Annotated in this window: 16 protein-coding genes; 10 read left to right on the top strand and 6 right to left on the bottom strand. The window is 69.3% G+C overall.

Features of this window, described 5'->3' with window-relative positions; translation table 11 throughout:
- From ACLQ2T_RS23115 to ACLQ2T_RS23095, 5 genes are read left to right on the top strand one after another with little or no spacing between them, the layout of a single operon-like run.
- On the top strand, window positions 1-1,062 hold the full coding sequence (locus tag ACLQ2T_RS23115) for an alpha-hydroxy acid oxidase (RefSeq protein ID WP_425768449.1): 1,062 nt from the start codon (window positions 1-3) through the stop codon (window positions 1,060-1,062).
- Window positions 1,059-2,399, top strand: a complete 1,341-nt coding sequence (locus ACLQ2T_RS23110; RefSeq protein ID WP_425768448.1) for a cytochrome P450 — start codon at window positions 1,059-1,061, stop codon at window positions 2,397-2,399. Before ACLQ2T_RS23115 ends, ACLQ2T_RS23110 begins: the two co-directional genes overlap by 4 nt.
- Window positions 2,396-3,664: a cation:proton antiporter gene (locus ACLQ2T_RS23105; protein ID WP_425768447.1), complete on the top strand. Its 1,269-nt coding sequence runs from the start codon at window positions 2,396-2,398 to the stop codon at window positions 3,662-3,664. The genes ACLQ2T_RS23110 and ACLQ2T_RS23105 overlap by 4 nt, the downstream gene beginning before the upstream one ends.
- A gap of 52 nt (window positions 3,665-3,716) precedes the next feature.
- Window positions 3,717-4,388 carry a response regulator transcription factor gene (locus ACLQ2T_RS23100; RefSeq protein ID WP_425768446.1) on the top strand — a complete coding sequence of 224 codons (672 nt, stop codon included), beginning with the start codon at window positions 3,717-3,719 and terminating at the stop codon, window positions 4,386-4,388.
- Window positions 4,388-5,686 carry a sensor histidine kinase gene (locus ACLQ2T_RS23095; RefSeq protein ID WP_425768445.1) on the top strand — a complete coding sequence of 433 codons (1,299 nt, stop codon included), beginning with the start codon at window positions 4,388-4,390 and terminating at the stop codon, window positions 5,684-5,686. Before ACLQ2T_RS23100 ends, ACLQ2T_RS23095 begins: the two co-directional genes overlap by 1 nt.
- On the opposite strand, the gene ACLQ2T_RS23090 is transcribed toward ACLQ2T_RS23095, so the two are convergent.
- The 3 genes from ACLQ2T_RS23090 to ACLQ2T_RS23080 all read right to left on the bottom strand — a co-directional run bounded on the left by ACLQ2T_RS23090 (window position 5,678) and on the right by ACLQ2T_RS23080 (window position 8,149).
- A complete protein-coding gene (locus ACLQ2T_RS23090) occupies window positions 5,678-6,085 on the bottom strand; it encodes a squamosa promoter-binding protein 15 (protein ID WP_425768444.1) in 408 nt (135 codons plus the stop codon). The genes ACLQ2T_RS23095 and ACLQ2T_RS23090 overlap by 9 nt on opposite strands.
- 169 nt (window positions 6,086-6,254) lie before the next feature.
- The gene (locus ACLQ2T_RS23085) at window positions 6,255-6,941 is read right to left on the bottom strand and encodes a response regulator (protein WP_425768443.1); all 687 of its coding nucleotides are present in this window, start codon (window positions 6,939-6,941) and stop codon (window positions 6,255-6,257) included.
- Window positions 6,938-8,149: a sensor histidine kinase gene (locus tag ACLQ2T_RS23080; RefSeq protein WP_425768442.1), complete on the bottom strand. Its 1,212-nt coding sequence runs from the start codon at window positions 8,147-8,149 to the stop codon at window positions 6,938-6,940. The genes ACLQ2T_RS23085 and ACLQ2T_RS23080 overlap by 4 nt, the downstream gene beginning before the upstream one ends.
- A 266-nt stretch (window positions 8,150-8,415) precedes the next feature.
- On the opposite strand from ACLQ2T_RS23080, the gene ACLQ2T_RS23075 reads away from it, so the two are divergent.
- Window positions 8,416-8,889, top strand: a complete 474-nt coding sequence (locus ACLQ2T_RS23075) for a DUF6223 family protein (protein WP_425768441.1) — start codon at window positions 8,416-8,418, stop codon at window positions 8,887-8,889.
- 71 nt (window positions 8,890-8,960) lie between these two features.
- On the opposite strand, the gene ACLQ2T_RS23070 is transcribed toward ACLQ2T_RS23075, so the two are convergent.
- The 3 genes from ACLQ2T_RS23070 to ACLQ2T_RS23060 form a co-directional block, all read right to left on the bottom strand.
- Entirely contained in the window at window positions 8,961-9,845 is an 885-nt protein-coding gene (locus tag ACLQ2T_RS23070; protein ID WP_425768440.1) for a helix-turn-helix domain-containing protein, read from the bottom strand.
- 52 nt (window positions 9,846-9,897) lie between these two features.
- The gene (locus ACLQ2T_RS23065) at window positions 9,898-10,740 is read right to left on the bottom strand and encodes an oxidoreductase (protein WP_425768439.1); all 843 of its coding nucleotides are present in this window, start codon (window positions 10,738-10,740) and stop codon (window positions 9,898-9,900) included.
- Between the two features lie 160 nt (window positions 10,741-10,900).
- The gene (locus ACLQ2T_RS23060; protein ID WP_425768438.1) at window positions 10,901-11,071 is read right to left on the bottom strand and encodes a hypothetical protein; all 171 of its coding nucleotides are present in this window, start codon (window positions 11,069-11,071) and stop codon (window positions 10,901-10,903) included.
- Between the two features lie 249 nt (window positions 11,072-11,320).
- Here ACLQ2T_RS23060 and ACLQ2T_RS23055 point away from each other — a divergent pair, with 249 nt between their 5' ends.
- From ACLQ2T_RS23055 to ACLQ2T_RS23040, 4 genes are all read left to right on the top strand, one after another.
- Window positions 11,321-12,643: a hemolysin family protein gene (locus ACLQ2T_RS23055; protein WP_425768437.1), complete on the top strand. Its 1,323-nt coding sequence runs from the start codon at window positions 11,321-11,323 to the stop codon at window positions 12,641-12,643.
- Between the two features lie 815 nt (window positions 12,644-13,458).
- The gene (locus tag ACLQ2T_RS23050; RefSeq protein WP_425768436.1) at window positions 13,459-13,686 is read left to right on the top strand and encodes a hypothetical protein; all 228 of its coding nucleotides are present in this window, start codon (window positions 13,459-13,461) and stop codon (window positions 13,684-13,686) included.
- 22 nt (window positions 13,687-13,708) lie between these two features.
- Window positions 13,709-14,014, top strand: coding sequence for an RHS repeat-associated core domain-containing protein (locus ACLQ2T_RS23045; protein WP_425768464.1), 306 nt, complete (start codon window positions 13,709-13,711; stop codon window positions 14,012-14,014).
- A gap of 194 nt (window positions 14,015-14,208) precedes the next feature.
- Complete coding sequence (locus tag ACLQ2T_RS23040; protein WP_425768435.1) at window positions 14,209-15,009, top strand: hypothetical protein; 801 nt, start codon at window positions 14,209-14,211, stop codon at window positions 15,007-15,009.
- Window positions 15,010-15,123: the final 114 nt, after the last annotated feature.

Genomic DNA, 15,123 nt, shown 5'->3' with positions numbered 1-15,123 from the left:
ATGCCGCTGCTGGAGGGCGCAGCGCTGAACCTGGCCGAGTTGGCCGATGACGCGCGGCGTCGCCTGGACCCGGTGCACTGGGACTTCTTCGCCGGTGGGGCCGAGCAGGAGCGTACGGTCCGCGCCAACGAAGCGGCCTTCGCCCGGCGCTGTGTGGTGCCCCGCGTCCTGCGCGGGGTGGGCGCGCGTGACCTGCGGATCTCGCTGCTAGGCAGTCGGATCTCGATGCCGGTGCTGATAGCGCCGACCGCCTTCCACCGGCTGGCCCACCCGGCGGGGGAGGTGGCCACCGCACGCGCCGCCGCCGAGGCCGGCACGATCATGGTGGTCAGCATGGCGGCCACCCGGCCGGTCGAGGAGATCGCTGCCGCCGGCGGGCCGCTGTGGTTCCAGCTCTACCCGCAGCCAGACCTCGATTTCACCGCCTCCGTGGTGCGGCGGGCGGAGGCAGCCGGCTGCACCGCCCTGGTGGTCACGGTCGACTCGCCCGTGTTCGGTCGACGGGAACGCGATCTGCGGCACCGTTTCGTCGACCTGCCGCCCGGGCTGGTCTGCGAGAACATGCGCGACCCGAGCGGCCGGGTGCGCGACATAGAGATGGACGCCGGGCTGGACTGGGCACGGATCGCCTGGCTGCGGGAGGTCACCGCGCTGCCGATCCTGCTGAAGGGGGTGCTGCATCCCGCGGATGCGGCGCTGGCCGTCTCGCACGGCGTCGACGGTGTGCTGGTCTCCAACCACGGCGGCCGGCAACTCGACGGGACCCTCGCCACCCTGGACGCGTTGCCCGCAGTCGTCGAGGCCGTAGCGGGGCGGCTGCCGGTGCTGCTCGACGGCGGTATCCGTCGGGGGACCGACATCCTGGTGGCGCTGGCGCTCGGCGCGACCGCGGTGCTGGTCGGCCGCCCGGTGCTCTGGGGGCTGGCGGTGGGCGGCGCCCCCGGGGTACGCCACATGCTCGACCTGCTCCACGCCGACCTCGACCGGGCAATGGCACTGGCCGGTGCCACCGGGCCGGCCGACCTGCGCGGTGACCTGGTCGCCCCGGAGGCACGCCGATGAGCACCTCGACCGTCCTGATCGTCCTGGCAGGGATCGGCGTGGCGTGGACCGTCCCGTACTGGCTGCCTCCGACGGTGGTCCGACTGCGGGAGTGGGTGTTCGTCACAATCAACGGCGGCGAAGGCGTGCCGGTGCCGGGCCCCACCGTCGGCATGGAGCATTTCGAGCGGGTGTACTCGGATCCGGCGGCGGACGGCCGCAGCCGGGGTGCCGGCTTGTCGGACCTGTTCTGGTACTGGCTGGCGCCCGGACCGCACATGCACCAGGAACATCTGGAGCCGGGGCAGCGCTACCGGACGGTGGCCGCCACGACCCGGCGGGTGCTCGCGGTACGCCGCCAGCGCTGCGACGACCTGGCGACCGCCGCCACCCGGCGGGTGCTCGACCGGTTACCGACCGACCGGATCAGCCACGTACGGCTGCGCGATCTGATGATGCCGGTCTGGGCCGAGGTCTACTACGAACTCGTCTTCGGCGAGGCGTGTCCGCCGGACGCCCGGGCGTTGATCGTCGCCAACGCCGACGACGTGGCCAGCGCGCTGAAGTGCACCGGCCTGCGGCACATGCGGCGACGCAACCGGCTGACCAGGTATCTGTATGACCGAATTCAGGCGGGGACCTGTCCGGTGACCCTGCCGCAGCCGTTCACCACCCAGGAGACGGCCTGGTACCTGCACGGCGCCTTCTTCACCACGGCGGTAGTGCAGATGTCCGAGGCGATGGCGCACGTGCTGCTGGCCTTCGCCACCCATCCCGACCTTCAGCGGGGAGTCGACGATGACGACGCGCTGGACCGGGTGATCGACGAGACCCTGCGGGTGCATCCGCTCTTCGGCATCGCGCACCGGATCACCTCGGCGCCGATCACCCTGCCCACCGGGGTGACCCTTCCGGCCGGAACGGTACTGCTCTTCAACTACCTGGCGTTCCACCGCGGCGGGGCCGCCGGCGACGACCGATTCGCCCCGGACCGGTGGCTGACGCTCAAGCGCGCCGACGCGCACTTCATCCCGTACGGGATCACCGCGAACCGGGCCTGTCCGGCGCGTGGTGTCGCGCCGGTGATGATGCGGGCCGCGACCCGCGAGGTGCTGCGCCGCCACCTCCTGGCCTCCTCGGCCTCGCATACCCGGTCGCTGCCCAGCCGAGGTCCGGCGTATCTGACCCCGGTCGGACTCACCGGGCCGGGGCGCCTTCGGCTGGCCGCCATGCGGCAGCGGGACCGGTGGGCCGACGTGGGTCGCAGTGTCCGGCAACTGGCGTTCGGCACCTGGATGGTCGTCGATGCCCGACGGAAGCAGTTGTGCACCACCTACTTCGAGGAGGCGGTCCGATGACCCCAACGGAGCTGGCGCCACGGTTCTTCATCGCGGTCACCGTGATCCTGATCTTCTGCAAGGGGGTCGCCTGGCTGCTGGGCAAGGCGGGCCAGCCCGCCGTGGTCAGCGAGATGCTGGCCGGGGTGCTACTCGGCCCATCGCTGCTCGGGCTCCTCCTGCCGGAGGTGCAGAACGCCCTGTTCCCGGCCCCCCTGCTGCCGATCCTCTATGTCGTGGGCCAGGTCGGCCTGGTGCTGTTCATGTTCCAGGCCGGGTACGCGTTCAGCACCCATCGGGTCACCGGGCTGGCCGGCACCGCCGGAGTGATCTCACTGGCCGGGGTCACCGCGCCGCTGCTGCTGGGGGTGCTGCTGGTCCTGGTGACAGCCGACGCCGTGCCGATCCGGGCCGACGGAGCATCCCTCGGGGTCTCGGCCGCGTTCGTCGGCGTCGCCCTGGCCATCACCGCGTTCCCGATGCTGGCCCGGATCATCACCGAACGCGGGGACGCCGGCACCCGGCACGGCACCCTCTCCCTGGCCAGTGGCGCGATCGACGACATGGTCGCCTGGATCATGCTGGCCGTCGTGCTGGCCTTCGCCTCCGGGCGGGCCGGTCCCGCGATCATCACCGCGGGCGGAGCGCTGATCTTCGGACTGCTGCTCTGGCTCGGCGGGCGTGGGGTCGCCACCGCCCTGATGACCCACCGCGGCCTCAACGACCGCGCCCGGCTGCTCGGCACGGTCGCCCTGCTTTTCCTGGTCGCCTGGTACACCGACGAGATCGGGCTGTACGCGGTCTTCGGCGCCTTCGCGGTCGGCGTGGTGATGCCCCGTACCGAGAACACCGACAAGGTGGTGGACACCCTCACCCCGGTCGCGGCGACCCTGTTCCTGCCGTTGTTCTTCACCTACTCCGGCCTGCGTACGGAATTCGGGCTGCTCGGTTCCATGCCGGTGCTGCTCTTCACGGTGGCCTGCGTGACGGCGGCGATCGTCGGCAAGTTCGGTGCCTGCTGGGCAGCGGCCCGGCTCCGCCGGGAGCCGTCGGGTGTCGCGTTGCGGGTCGGCGCGCTGATGAACGCCCGCGGCCTGATGCAGCTCATCGCGCTGAACGTCGGGTTGGAGGCGGGCATCGTGAACCCGGCCCTGTTCACCGTGTTGGTACTGGTCGCGCTGGTCACCACGCTGATGACGACCCCGACGCTGAGCTGGATCGAACGCCGGGAGGCTCGACGATCCGGTACCGCACGTACGCCTGCCCTGATAAATTCAAATAGTTGATAAGGCAAGTATCGTTCACTACATCGACGTAGATCTATGCAATCGTGAACGGATGCAGGGCATAGAGTCGAACCGGCTGCTGCTGGTCGAGGACGACGAGGAACTCGCGGAGTTACTCACCGAAACGCTGGGCCACGAAGGCCACCTCGTCGACCGGGCCTCCGACGGCCAGCGCGGGCTGCATCTAGGGCTGACCCGTCCCTACGATGTGATGGTCATCGACCGGATGCTGCCCGCGCTCGACGGCCTGGACCTGGTAGCCCGGTTACGGGCCCGGGCGATCCCGGCCCGGACCCTGATGCTCACCGCGCTCGGCGCGGTCGACGACCGGATCACCGGGCTGGACGCGGGCGCCGACGACTACCTGGTCAAACCCTTCGACCTGGACGAACTGAGCGCCCGGGTCCGGGCCCTGTGTCGGCGCACCCCCGAGCCGACCGAGGTCCTCCGCATCGGCGCCGGGCTGCTCGACCTGGTGCCGCGTGAGGCCGTACTGGCCGACCGCACCCGGGTGGCGCTGTCCGCCCGCGAGTTCGAGCTGCTGCGGGTACTGGCGGCCCGGCCGAACACCGTACATCCACGGGCCACGCTACGCCGCCGGGTCTTCGCCGAGGCCGCCTCGGCGTCGATCGTGGACACCTACGTCTACTACCTGCGACGCAAACTCGGCCGGGCGGTGGTCCGCACCGTGCACGGCCTCGGCTACCGCCTGGGAACCCTGTGATGGAGGCGGCCGAGCAGGCGATCGTCCGACGGGCCCGACTCCGCATCGGCCTGCTCATCGGCCTGGTCATCGGTGCCCTACTGCTGCTGGCCGGCGGCATCTCGTACGCGGTCCTGGTCCGAAGCCAGGAGGCGCAGATCCAGCGTGAGCTGACGTGGGGCACGGAACACGGCACCATCGCCGGCCCACCCGCCTGTAGCTGGATCTTCCAGTACGACGGCACCACCGTGCGGACCGGCACCAACCCGCCGCCACCGGGCTTCCCGCTCAGCGGTGCGCTGGAAACCGTGGCAGCCACCCGAACCACCGAGACCACCACGGTCACGCGTAACGGCACGACCTACCACGTACGCACCGAGGCCCGAGGCGACAAGGTGGTCCAGGCGGTGTTCGACGCCCGGTTCCAACTGTCCGACCGCTGGCACCTGCTGCTCGCCTTCAGCCTGGCGGCGACGGTCGGGCTGCTCGCCGCCATGCTGACCGGGGTGCTCGTCGGCCGTCGAGCCGTCGCACCACTGGCGGAGGCCCTGACCCGACAACGCCGCTTCGTCGCGGACGCCAGCCACGAACTGCGCACCCCGATCGCCCAGGTGCACACCAGAGCCCAGTTGATCGCCCAACGGGCCCGCTACGACGGCACCGCCACGAACCTGGACGACCTGGAACGACTCATCGGCACCACCCGCCGACTCGGCGAGATCGTCGACGACCTGCTGCTCTCCGCCCGACTCGCCGCCGCTCCCAACAACCGGGCACCAGATCCGCCGGTCGATCTCACCTTGCTGGTCGCCACGACGGTCGCCGCCGAGACCGAACGCGCCGCCGAACGCCAGGTCGCCCTCACCCTGGACACCCCCGGCGACCCACTGCCGGTGCCCGGCGTCGAATCGGCCCTGCGCCGGGTCGCCGGCGAACTGCTGGCGAACGCCTTGGCCCACACCCCCGCAGGAGGCCGAATCGACGTGACGCTGCGGGCCGCCGACAACTACGCCGAAATCATGATCGCCGACACCGGGGAAGGTTTCGACCAGGCGGACGCCCGACGGATCTTCGACCGATTCCACCGCGGCGCGGGCTCCGGAGACCGCCGCTTCGGCCTGGGACTGGCCCTGCTCCAGGAGGTCGTCACCAGCCACCACGGCACGATCGAGGCCGAGGGCCACCCGGGCCGGGGAGCCCGCTTCACGGTACGCCTTCCCACCGCGCAAACACCGATCACCAGAGGTGGAGCCGCACGGTTCAGCAACGCTGTGCTGTGCCTACGCCGCCGAAGCGGCTGTTCTCGGGATCTACGCTAGGGAGGGCCAGAACTCGTCGTCCTCCTCGTCCGGCGACGACGGGGCGCACTGGCGCAGAGCGCCCTTGCGAATCATCCAGACGCGGAAGAAGAACTCCTCCTGGTCCATCACGAACAGCTGCACGGCATTGGGGTTGCGCCAGGCCACGGAGCCGAAATGCTCCACAACAGCAGTGAGATCAGCGTGGTTGAGGGCACCGGCGTACACCTGACATTCGGGGTTCTTGTGTCCGCCCCACTGGTTGTCCACACCGGTGATGCGGCGCAGGCTACCGCAGCCGCCCGGTCCCATGCCTGGTTCACGACAGTGGCACCCGTTGTCGAGCCAGTCGCTGAACGCCTCCGCGTTAAGGCGGTCCTCCAGGCTCACCGACAGCATCACGTTGGCGACCCAGCTCACCGAACCCTCCGATCACGCCCGGACCGTACCGCCAAGACCACCCGCTGCGACAAGCCGGCCGTCCGATTCCAGGACGTACTGAGATGCTTCTATAGCTGTCAAGAGCCGTCCCGCTCACCCCGACCGGCGACTGGGCTGTCCGCCCCCACGCCCGGCCGCTGGTACACGGTCACATGTCGGGGCTGACCAGCCCGGTCTGATAGGCGATGACAACCAGCTGCGCCCGGTCACGGGCACCCAGCTTCGCCATCGCACGGCTGACATGGGTGCGCGCGGTCGCCGGGCTGAGGAACAACTCGCCGCCGATCTCGTCGTTGTTCAGACCCAGCCCCACCAGCGCCAGCACCTCCCGCTCCCGGTCGGTGAGCACCGCGAGCCGCGCCCGACCTGAGTCGGCCGCCGTTCGTCGTGCCGTGAACTGACCGATGAGACGTCGGGTGATCCGCGGCGCGAGCAGCGCCTCCCCTGCGGCGACCACCCGGATGGCGTGCAGGAGCTCGGCCGGTCCGGCGTCCTTGAGCAGAAAGCCGCTGGCACCGGCCTTCAGCGCGTCGAAGACGTTGGCGTCGGTGTCGTAGGTGGTGAGAATGAGAATCCGCACCCGCTCCAGGCCGCGCATCCGGGTGATCTGGGCCGTGGCCTGGATGCCGTCCAGCTTCGGCATCCGGATGTCCATCACGAGGACGTCCGGGCGGGCGCTGCGAGCACCCTCCACCGCTTCGGCACCGTTCGTTGCTTCACCGACGATGCTGATGTCGTCTTCCAGGTCGAGCAACAGCTTGAACCCGGCTCGCACCAGCTTCTCGTCGTCGGCGAGCAGCACCCTGATCTGCGGTGGCGCAGCTGCCGTGCTCACCGGCGTGACCCCTCCGGTGCTAGGGGCAACCGGGCCCGGACCTCGAAACCTCCGCGCGGCGTCGGCTCGGCGTCGAGCTCCCCGCCGAGCAGCTGACAGCGCTCACGCATCCCCACGATTCCCCGACCGGGCTCGGCCGATGCGTCCGTACCGTTGCCGGCGGGGGATGGGGTGCGGCGGCCCTCGTCGGTGACTCGGATCTCCAAGACGTCGACTCCGGGGTTCAACACGACCGTCACCCGGGTCGGGCCGACATGACGGATCACATTGGTGAACGCCTCCTGAAGGATTCGGTAGGCAGCACTGTCCACCGCGGTCGACAACGGCGAGGCGGGCGAGGCCGCCTCAAGCGTGACGTCGAGTCCGGCCTCGCGCGCCTTGGCGGCAAGCTCGTCGACCTGCTCCAGGCCGCCCTGCGGCACGCGACCGTCGCGGTCATCACGCAGTACGCCGAGAATGGTCCGCATCTCCCGCAGCGCCCGGGCACTGGTCAGCTCGATGGCCCGCAACGCCTCCCGGGCCTGCTCCGGCCTCTTGTCCAACACGTGCGCGGTGACCCCGGACTGGACGTTGATGATCGCGATGGCGTGCGCAACGGTGTCGTGCACCTCCCGGGCGATCCGGAGACGCTCGGCGTCGACCCGTGCCCGCGCTGCCTCCTCACGGCTGCGTTCGGCCAGTTCCGCACGCCGCTGGGCGTCGGCGGCGATGACACGTCGGGACCGGACGGATTCGCCGAGCGCCGCGCTCATCACCGACGCGCCGATGCGGAAGAACACCCAACCGATGGCCGCCCTCGGCTCGATGTCCGCCGCCGCGACCAACCACCCCACGGCGAGCACCGCCGTACCCACACCAGCGATCACCAATGACCGGCGCCCGTCACCGTAGGCGGCGAGGGTGTACAGGGCGACGAACAGCCCCAGCCAACCGGGCGCGTCCGGGAAGTCGAGACCGTAGTACACCAAGCTGGCGAGCGCGGCGGTCACGAACACGGCGACCGGCCACCGGCGGCGGACGGCCAGAACCAGACCACTCACCACCAGCAGCGCGTACCCGAGGTTCCCGAAGTCGGAGAGCGGCCGCGGCGCGCCCTCGATGGCGACCTTGGCGACCGTGCCCTGCACCTGCATCACGGTGATGAAGAGCGCGAGCACCACGTCATGCGCCACCATCCGCAGGGGCGGCGACCCGGCTCGGTGTTCCATTCCGTGAACCTACCGCCGGCAGGCACGGCCATCACTGCGCACAGCGGCGCGACCGCCTACGACGACAGGCGTGGTACCCCGGGTCTCGGCTACGCCCGATTGCATACACGCTGCCGTCCGCCGTCGGAGGCCAGGACCGCCCAACCGACGCGACGATCTGAACCACTGCCGACCACCTTCACCAACCTCGGGGGCGGTCGTGCATGGAGATTTCACCCCTGTGGGCGCCGGCTCACAGGCCAGGGCCGGAAAAGAGGGGAGAGGAAATGCGTTCTTCGGGAATCCGACGGGTGCTGACGGTCGTCGCTGCCGTCCTGGTCGGAGGCATCGCGCTTGTCGTACTGCTGGGAGGGACCGGGCTCGGCGGACCGGCAGCCGCAGACGGATCAGGGGCCGCCAGCGATGCGTACGGCCTGACCACCGGGCGCCTCGTGGGCCTCGTTGGCGCACTGGCGGCGCTGGCCGGCGTGATCGTCGGCGGACTGGCCCTGGCCCGCCCCCGCAGTGCCATCGGTACCGGCACCGGGCGACTCGGGGCCACCATCGCCCTGGTGGCGGGGCTGATCGGCGTGGCCCTCGGCGGATACGTGGTGGCCGCCGCCGAGGGTGGACCCGGCACGGGCTACGGAATTGTCGGGGGCGTCATAGCCCTGGTGGTGGGGCTGAGCAGCCTGGCACTCGGTGGACTGGCCATGGCCCGCTCCCGGCCCGCTGACCACGTGACGACCACGCAGCACTGAGATCAACGACCTTGGGAGCAACGCGAGAGTGCAGGGTGGGGGCTTGGGCCGACCGGAGTGCTCCGGTCCGGTCAGCTCCCGGGGTGGTGCGAGGTGGGGCTTGCCGCAGGTTGTTTCTGAGTGGTCTGGGTCCATCCGCTGAGGAAGGCCAGGGCCTGTGCGGAGCGGGAGTTCGGTTCAGCGGTGTAGATGAGCAGGGTTTGATCGGTGGTGCCGCGCACATCGAGGACCTGGAAGTCCAGGGAAAGTTCTCCGGCGGTGGGATGGAGGAAGTGTTTGCGCCCTGACCGTTGTGCACGAACGCGGTGGGTGGACCACCAGTGGTGGAAGACGTCGTCCTTCATGGATAGTTCACCGACGAGGCGGGCCAGTGCCGGGTCCTCCGGGTAACGGCCGGCATCCATCCTGAGGTAGGCCACGCATTCTTTGGCGACTTTCTCCCAGTCGCGATAGAGGCTGCGTACTCGCTGGTCGAGGAATGCCAGCCGGATGTGGTTGCGGTGCTGCGGCGCAAGAACGCTGAAGTCTGTGAAGAGCGCGGCTCCGAGGGTGTTCCAGCCGATGATGTCCATCCTTCGGCCCAGCACCAGGGCGGGCACTGCGGTCATGCTGTCCAGCAGCACCCGGGTGGCGGTGGAGACACGTCGCGCATCGGGCGGTGTCGTTCTCGCCCGTGTTGCCGGGCCTCTGGCCTCGGCCGCACAGCGAAGCAGATACTCCTGCTCGTCAGGGCGCAGGTCGAGGGCCTTCGCCAACGCCTGGAGGATCTCCGGTGAGGCGGTCTTCGCGCGGCCTTGTTCCAGGCGCACGATGTAATCCACACTGACTCCCGCCAGCGTGGCCAGTTCTTCGCGCCGCAGCCCGGGCACCCGGCGGTGACCGGTACTCGGCAGCCCGGCGTCCTCAGCGCTGACGTTGGCACGGCATGATCGCAGATAGTCACCCAGCTCGGTCATGGCGTCCTCCTCCCGGTGTTCCTGCCCAACGCCTGCACCCTGCGTCAGGTTCTCAGACCAGTACGTCGTCGTGGTCGGTGGAGAGTGCCAGGTCCCGCCAAGCCTCCGACTCCGTACGCAACTGGGTGATCTTGTTTTCCAGTTCCTGGAGGCAGTCACTGCCCAGTTGAGCCCGCACCGGCGGATTCTCCGCGTCAGCGAGGGTCAGGAACGCGGCGGCACCCTTGACCGGATCCCCAGGCTGGGCGTGATTGAGACCGGGCACCGCGCCGCGCACCGCCCCGGCGGTGCCGGCGTAGTCACCGATCACGGTGCCCTCGGTGCGCAGGCTCCGGTCATCGAGGAAGTCGGTGCGGAAGTAGCCCGGTTCGACCGACGTCACGGCGATGCCCAGTCCCGCCAGTTCGGCGCGCATGGCCTCGGAGATCCCTTCGACGGCGAACTTGGTCGAGCAGTAGATGCCGAATCCTGCCGAGCTGCTGAAACCTCCCAGGGAGCTGACGTTGAGGATCCGGCCCGAGCGCTGGGAGCGCATGACCGGCAGCACCGCGCGGGTGACGTTGAGCAAGCCGAAGACGTTCGTGTCGTAGATTGCGCGAACTTCGGCATCGGAGGACTCCTCCACCGCGCCGAGCAGGCCGCGCCCGGCGTTGTTGACCAGTACGTCGATTGCGTCGAAGGCCTCGACCGCGGCAGACACCGCGGTGCGGGCCTGCTCCTCATCGGTGACATCGAGCGCGACCGCCAGCAGGCGGTCACCGTGATCGGGCAGTGCCTCTGACACCGCCTCGGGGTTGCGGGCGGTGGCTACGACGTTATCGCCGCGATCCAGTGCCTGACGGGTGATCTCCAGGCCGAAACCGCGTGAGGCGCCGGTGATGAACCAGGTGGTCATGAAGGGGCTCCCTGAGTAGTGGGTGGTGCTCTTCATGCTGGCCATCTCGGAAGTGCTCAGCCAGGGAAAGATATGCATAGGCGAGTTGTGCCCACCTTGCGGGCAGTCACCACCCCGGCTGTTGCGTAAGGGGTAGGTGCCGATCCCGCTGTCTGCTGGTTCACCGGGTCAGGCCGAGGGTGATGGCCGGTCGCGCCACGTCGGCCGCTGCCGGTCCGCTTCGGATGATCTCGATGAGCAGGGTACGGGCGACCGGACGGTTACGGACTTCGGCGGGTGCGGTGCTGTCGGCGTCGAGCAGGGCTTGCCAGGCGCGGGCGGTGTCGATCAAATGGGCGGCAGGTTCGGCGGCCGAGGACGTTGTTCTGCAGCAGGCCGAAGAACACGCTACGGCCTATTGTCCTAGGACGGCTTGCAAGGGGTGCTGTCCGTGACGGCAATCCGGAGGCGGCAGCGTAGAGAGAACGGGCGCAAGCCTGCCTGCTGAACCCCCAACATGGGGGAGTCGGCACCGTGTATCGACCCGCCGCCGCGGTCGAGGCTCCGGACGGTGTCCGGTCAAGGAGGCGTCGAACGGGCCGTGGATGGCTATGGCGTGCGGGTCGTGTTGGTGTTGGTGCTGGTGTTGGTGAACGCGGTGTTCGCGGGTAGTGAGATGGCGTTGGTGTCGCTGCGGGAGAGCCAGCTGCAGCGCCTGGAGCGTGCCTCCCGGGCGGGGCGGGTGTTGGCGAGGCTGGCGCGGGACCCCAACCGATTCCTGGCCACCATTCAGATCGGCATCACCCTGGCCGGGTTCCTGGCCTCGGCGGCTGCGGCGGTGTCACTGGCGGCGCCGCTGGTGGGGCCGTTGGGGTTCCTGGGGTCGGCGGCGGAGCCGGTCGCGGTCGTGCTGGTGACCATCGTGCTGACCTTCGTCACCCTGGTGTTGGGTGAGCTGGCGCCGAAGCGGATCGCGATGCAGCGGGCGGAGGGGTGGGCTCTGCTCGTTGCCCGTCCGCTGGACGCATTGTCGGCGTTCTCCCGTCCGGCGGTGTGGCTGTTGAGCAAAGCCAGCGACGCGGTGGTGCGGCTGACCGGCGGGGACCCACGGGCCCGCCGTCAGGAGGTCACCACCGAGGAACTGCAGGACATCGTCGCCGCGCAGCGTGACCTCACCCCCGAACATCGCATGATCATCTCGGGGGCGTTCGAGGTGGCTGAGCGGATCCTGCGGGAGATCCTCGTCCCGCGCCGCGAGGTGGTCACCCTGTCCGAGTCGCTGCCCGCGCGGCAGGCGTTGCGGGAGTTGGGCCGGTCGGGGCAGACCCGCGCGCCGGTCGTGGGCCGCGCCGGCCTCGACGAGACCGTCGGCGTGGTGCACATGCGCGACCTGCTCGACCGAGAGGGCTCGGTCGCCGAGTACGTCAGCGCGCCGCTGTATCTGCCGGAGACGTTGAGTGTCACCGAGGCGATTCGGGAGATGCGGTCGCAGCGGCAGCAGTTCGCCCTCGTGGTGGACGAGCGTGGCGCCATCGACGGCATCGTGACGATGGAGGACCTGGTCGAGGAGATCGTCGGGGAGATCTACGACGAAACCGACCGGGACGTGCAGGCCGTCGTGCGGGAGGCGGACGGGGCGCTGCTGTTGAAGGGTGGTTTCCCGCTGCACGACCTACCAGATGTGGGTGTCGAACTGGATGAGGACACCCTCGAGTCCGGCGACTACACCACGGTGGCGGGACTTGTCCTGGCACACCTCGGTCACATTCCCAGGACGCCCGGAGAAGTGGTCGCGCTGTCGGGTCTGACCGTCGAGGTGGTCGAGGTGACAGGCCGGGCCATCACCCGAGTACGCCTGCGGACCACACCGCGACGCCCCGACGGTCCTGACACGGACGAAACCGAGGCGGACTCCTCCATCTGAAGGAGCGCCATGAACCGTCCCTCCGGACCGTCCTGGCGGTGGTCGTCCTCGCGGCCCCGCTGGCCCTGACCGCCCCCGGGTAGGCGCCGACACCCTCACCAGGCGCGGCGCGGACGTCTGCTACCTGCAACGCAGCCTGGACCTCGGGCACGGTACCGGGTCATCGACACTCGGACCGCTGCTGCCCTCGCCCCGATCCGCCGGCCGGTCCCTCACATCGACGATACTGGGGTCGTGCTGGGGCGGCGGGTGCAACATTGACACCGGTCGTCCATGACGATCTGCCATCGACTCCCTTGAGTGACCGATGCCTCGCTGTATAGGCTCCGTCGACGCGCTGTTGAGATAAACGGGGGGATCTCGATGACGTACGTCTCGAGTGGACATCAGTGCGCCCGTAGTGGTAGAGGCGCAGGCCGCCTCGGCCTGCGGGCCCTGCTGGCGGTGGTACTGACCGTGTCGCTGGTTCCGGTCGTGCAGTCGCCGGCCACGGCAGCGCCGGGGTTGCCCGACGGTGCGTCATCGTCGCCTCCTGCGGCCCGAGCGGGGAAGGTCATGCGGCCCGATCCGCGCGTGCCCGCATCCAGCACCCGCGCCAAGGGGAAGTCCGCGCCGGCGGACGCCGTACCGACGGTGCCGCCGGAGATCAAGGCGGTCAACCCGCAGCGCCGCTTTCCCTGGCCACCAGCGCCACCACTGCCTCTACCCGCACCCACCAGTTCGACGCGTTCGAGCGGCTCCTACGCGTCACTGAACCAGGCTTCACTGTCGACTACACCTACGACGGGCTGGACCGGCTGACCAGCCGCAACGGGGTGACCGCCGAGTACGGCGACCTGTCCAACGCGGCGGTGCGAGTACCCACCGCAAGCAGCGAGGCCCTGGTTTTCCGGACCCCAGACGGCGCACCCCTGGTCGACCGGTACGGTACCGACCCCGGGCGGCTGCTCGTTACCGACCAGCGGCACGGCGACATGCTCGCCGCCATCGGCAACACCAGCGGCAACCTGCTCGCCTCGGCCGACTACGCCCCCCTACAGTGAAAAATACGCCACCAGCGGGAACCTGCGACTCGGCTACCAGGGCGGCTGGACCGACGCCTCCACCGGGCTGGTCAACGCCCACTCCCGCTGGTACGCCCCAACGACCGGGTCGTTCGTCTCCCGGGACACCATGACCCTGACACCCAACCCGGTGGCCCAGGCCAACCGGTACGGATACGGCAACGCCAGCCCGGTCAACTTCACGGACCCGGACGGCCACAACCCGATCGCGGTTCCGTTGGTGGGCGTGGCCCTCGCCTCCGGTCCGGTGGGCTGGATCGCGCTCGGCGTGGTCTCCGTCGGCGCCGCCATCTGGCTGGCTGCTTGACCGCGCCTACCCCGGCAGGTTCATCTACCGTGGCGTCGGCCCCGACTTCCTTGACACCCTGACCGGCAAGCTGATCGAGCTGACCACGCCGGGTTCGAAGAAGCAGCACGTCGACAAGGGCGGTGACTACGTGACGTGCGACTACGCCTTGTACAACTGGAAGAAGTAGCAGGTGGAGCGACAGAGGGTGGATAGTGGCAGGTGAGCAGGGCAACCGGTTGATCATTGAGCACGAGGAGGTCATCGGAGTCGACTATTCCGCCGATGGATTAACTGGATTGGTCGGTGTTGGTGCCCGCTTCGTGCGGTGCCGCTTCGATGGCCTCCGGTTTCAGTATGTGGCGCTGGGCTCCGGCATGGAGCTGTCGCAGTACGTCGAGTGCTCCTTCGACGGCGCGGTGCTCACCGGCACGGCCGGATATTCGCGGTTTGTGGGCTGCACCTTCCGGAACGCGGAGATCCGCGATTTGACGGCGGATTACCTGGAGCTTGTTGAATGCGTGTTCACAGGGCGGATTCAGTCGACGACCTTCTGGGGCGCCCCACCGCCCGGCTCCGCCGAGCGGTTTACGAGCGACTTGGCGTTCCTTGCCAAGCAGGGACGGGCGGAGCCGCCGGGATATCGCGCGCTTGCCCTGAGAGAGTCCAACGAGTTCCACGGCAACGACTTCTCCGGGGTCGACCTGATCGGTGTGGACTTCCGCTACGGTATCGACCTGACCAGGCAGCGCCTACCGACCGGTGCAGACTACCTGTACCTTGAAGACGCCGAGGCCGCTGTGTATCGCGCGCTTGCGCTGCTGGGTGACCGGCCGGCAGACGATCTCACGGCTCGGGTCGAGCGGTCGCTGCGGCGGATGCTCGATCGGGAGATCGGCACCGGCCAACGACAACTGCTGTTCCGCGAGGTGGACTACTCGAACAAGGGCGTGCTGAAACCACACGCTCGGCTCATGTTCGATCTCCTGCGGGAGGCCGCCGGCCCACTGCCCTGAACCCCACACGGGCCCGTCCGTGCCCGGTTCGCGTGGGCGTGCGTTGCTGCGGACGCGCCCGAGATCCCGGGCCGGCCCCACACCGGGGATGCCTTTGGTATGCCTGCCGTGGCG

Origin of the sequence: Micromonospora sp. DT229, assembly GCF_049844505.1 — a bacterium.
GTDB lineage: Bacteria > Actinomycetota > Actinomycetes > Mycobacteriales > Micromonosporaceae > Micromonospora.
The sequence above is the reverse complement of the archived record's forward strand: the minus strand, read 5'-3'. Positions and strand labels throughout refer to the sequence as shown.

Excerpts from the sequence above, each read along its gene's own strand:
- ACLQ2T_RS23075 (WP_425768441.1), top strand. The coding sequence starts at position 8,416 with ATGCGTTCTTCGGGAATCCGACGGGTGCTGACGGTCGTCGCTGCCGTC.
- ACLQ2T_RS23110 (WP_425768448.1), top strand. The coding sequence starts at position 1,059 with ATGAGCACCTCGACCGTCCTGATCGTCCTGGCAGGGATCGGCGTGGCG.
- ACLQ2T_RS23115 (WP_425768449.1), top strand. The coding sequence starts at position 1 with ATGCCGCTGCTGGAGGGCGCAGCGCTGAACCTGGCCGAGTTGGCCGAT.
- ACLQ2T_RS23065 (WP_425768439.1), bottom strand. The coding sequence starts at position 10,740 with ATGACCACCTGGTTCATCACCGGCGCCTCACGCGGTTTCGGCCTGGAG.
- ACLQ2T_RS23095 (WP_425768445.1), top strand. The coding sequence starts at position 4,388 with ATGGAGGCGGCCGAGCAGGCGATCGTCCGACGGGCCCGACTCCGCATC.
- ACLQ2T_RS23070 (WP_425768440.1), bottom strand. The coding sequence starts at position 9,845 with ATGACCGAGCTGGGTGACTATCTGCGATCATGCCGTGCCAACGTCAGC.
- ACLQ2T_RS23100 (WP_425768446.1), top strand. The coding sequence starts at position 3,717 with ATGCAGGGCATAGAGTCGAACCGGCTGCTGCTGGTCGAGGACGACGAG.
- ACLQ2T_RS23080 (WP_425768442.1), bottom strand. The coding sequence starts at position 8,149 with ATGGAACACCGAGCCGGGTCGCCGCCCCTGCGGATGGTGGCGCATGAC.
- ACLQ2T_RS23105 (WP_425768447.1), top strand. The coding sequence starts at position 2,396 with ATGACCCCAACGGAGCTGGCGCCACGGTTCTTCATCGCGGTCACCGTG.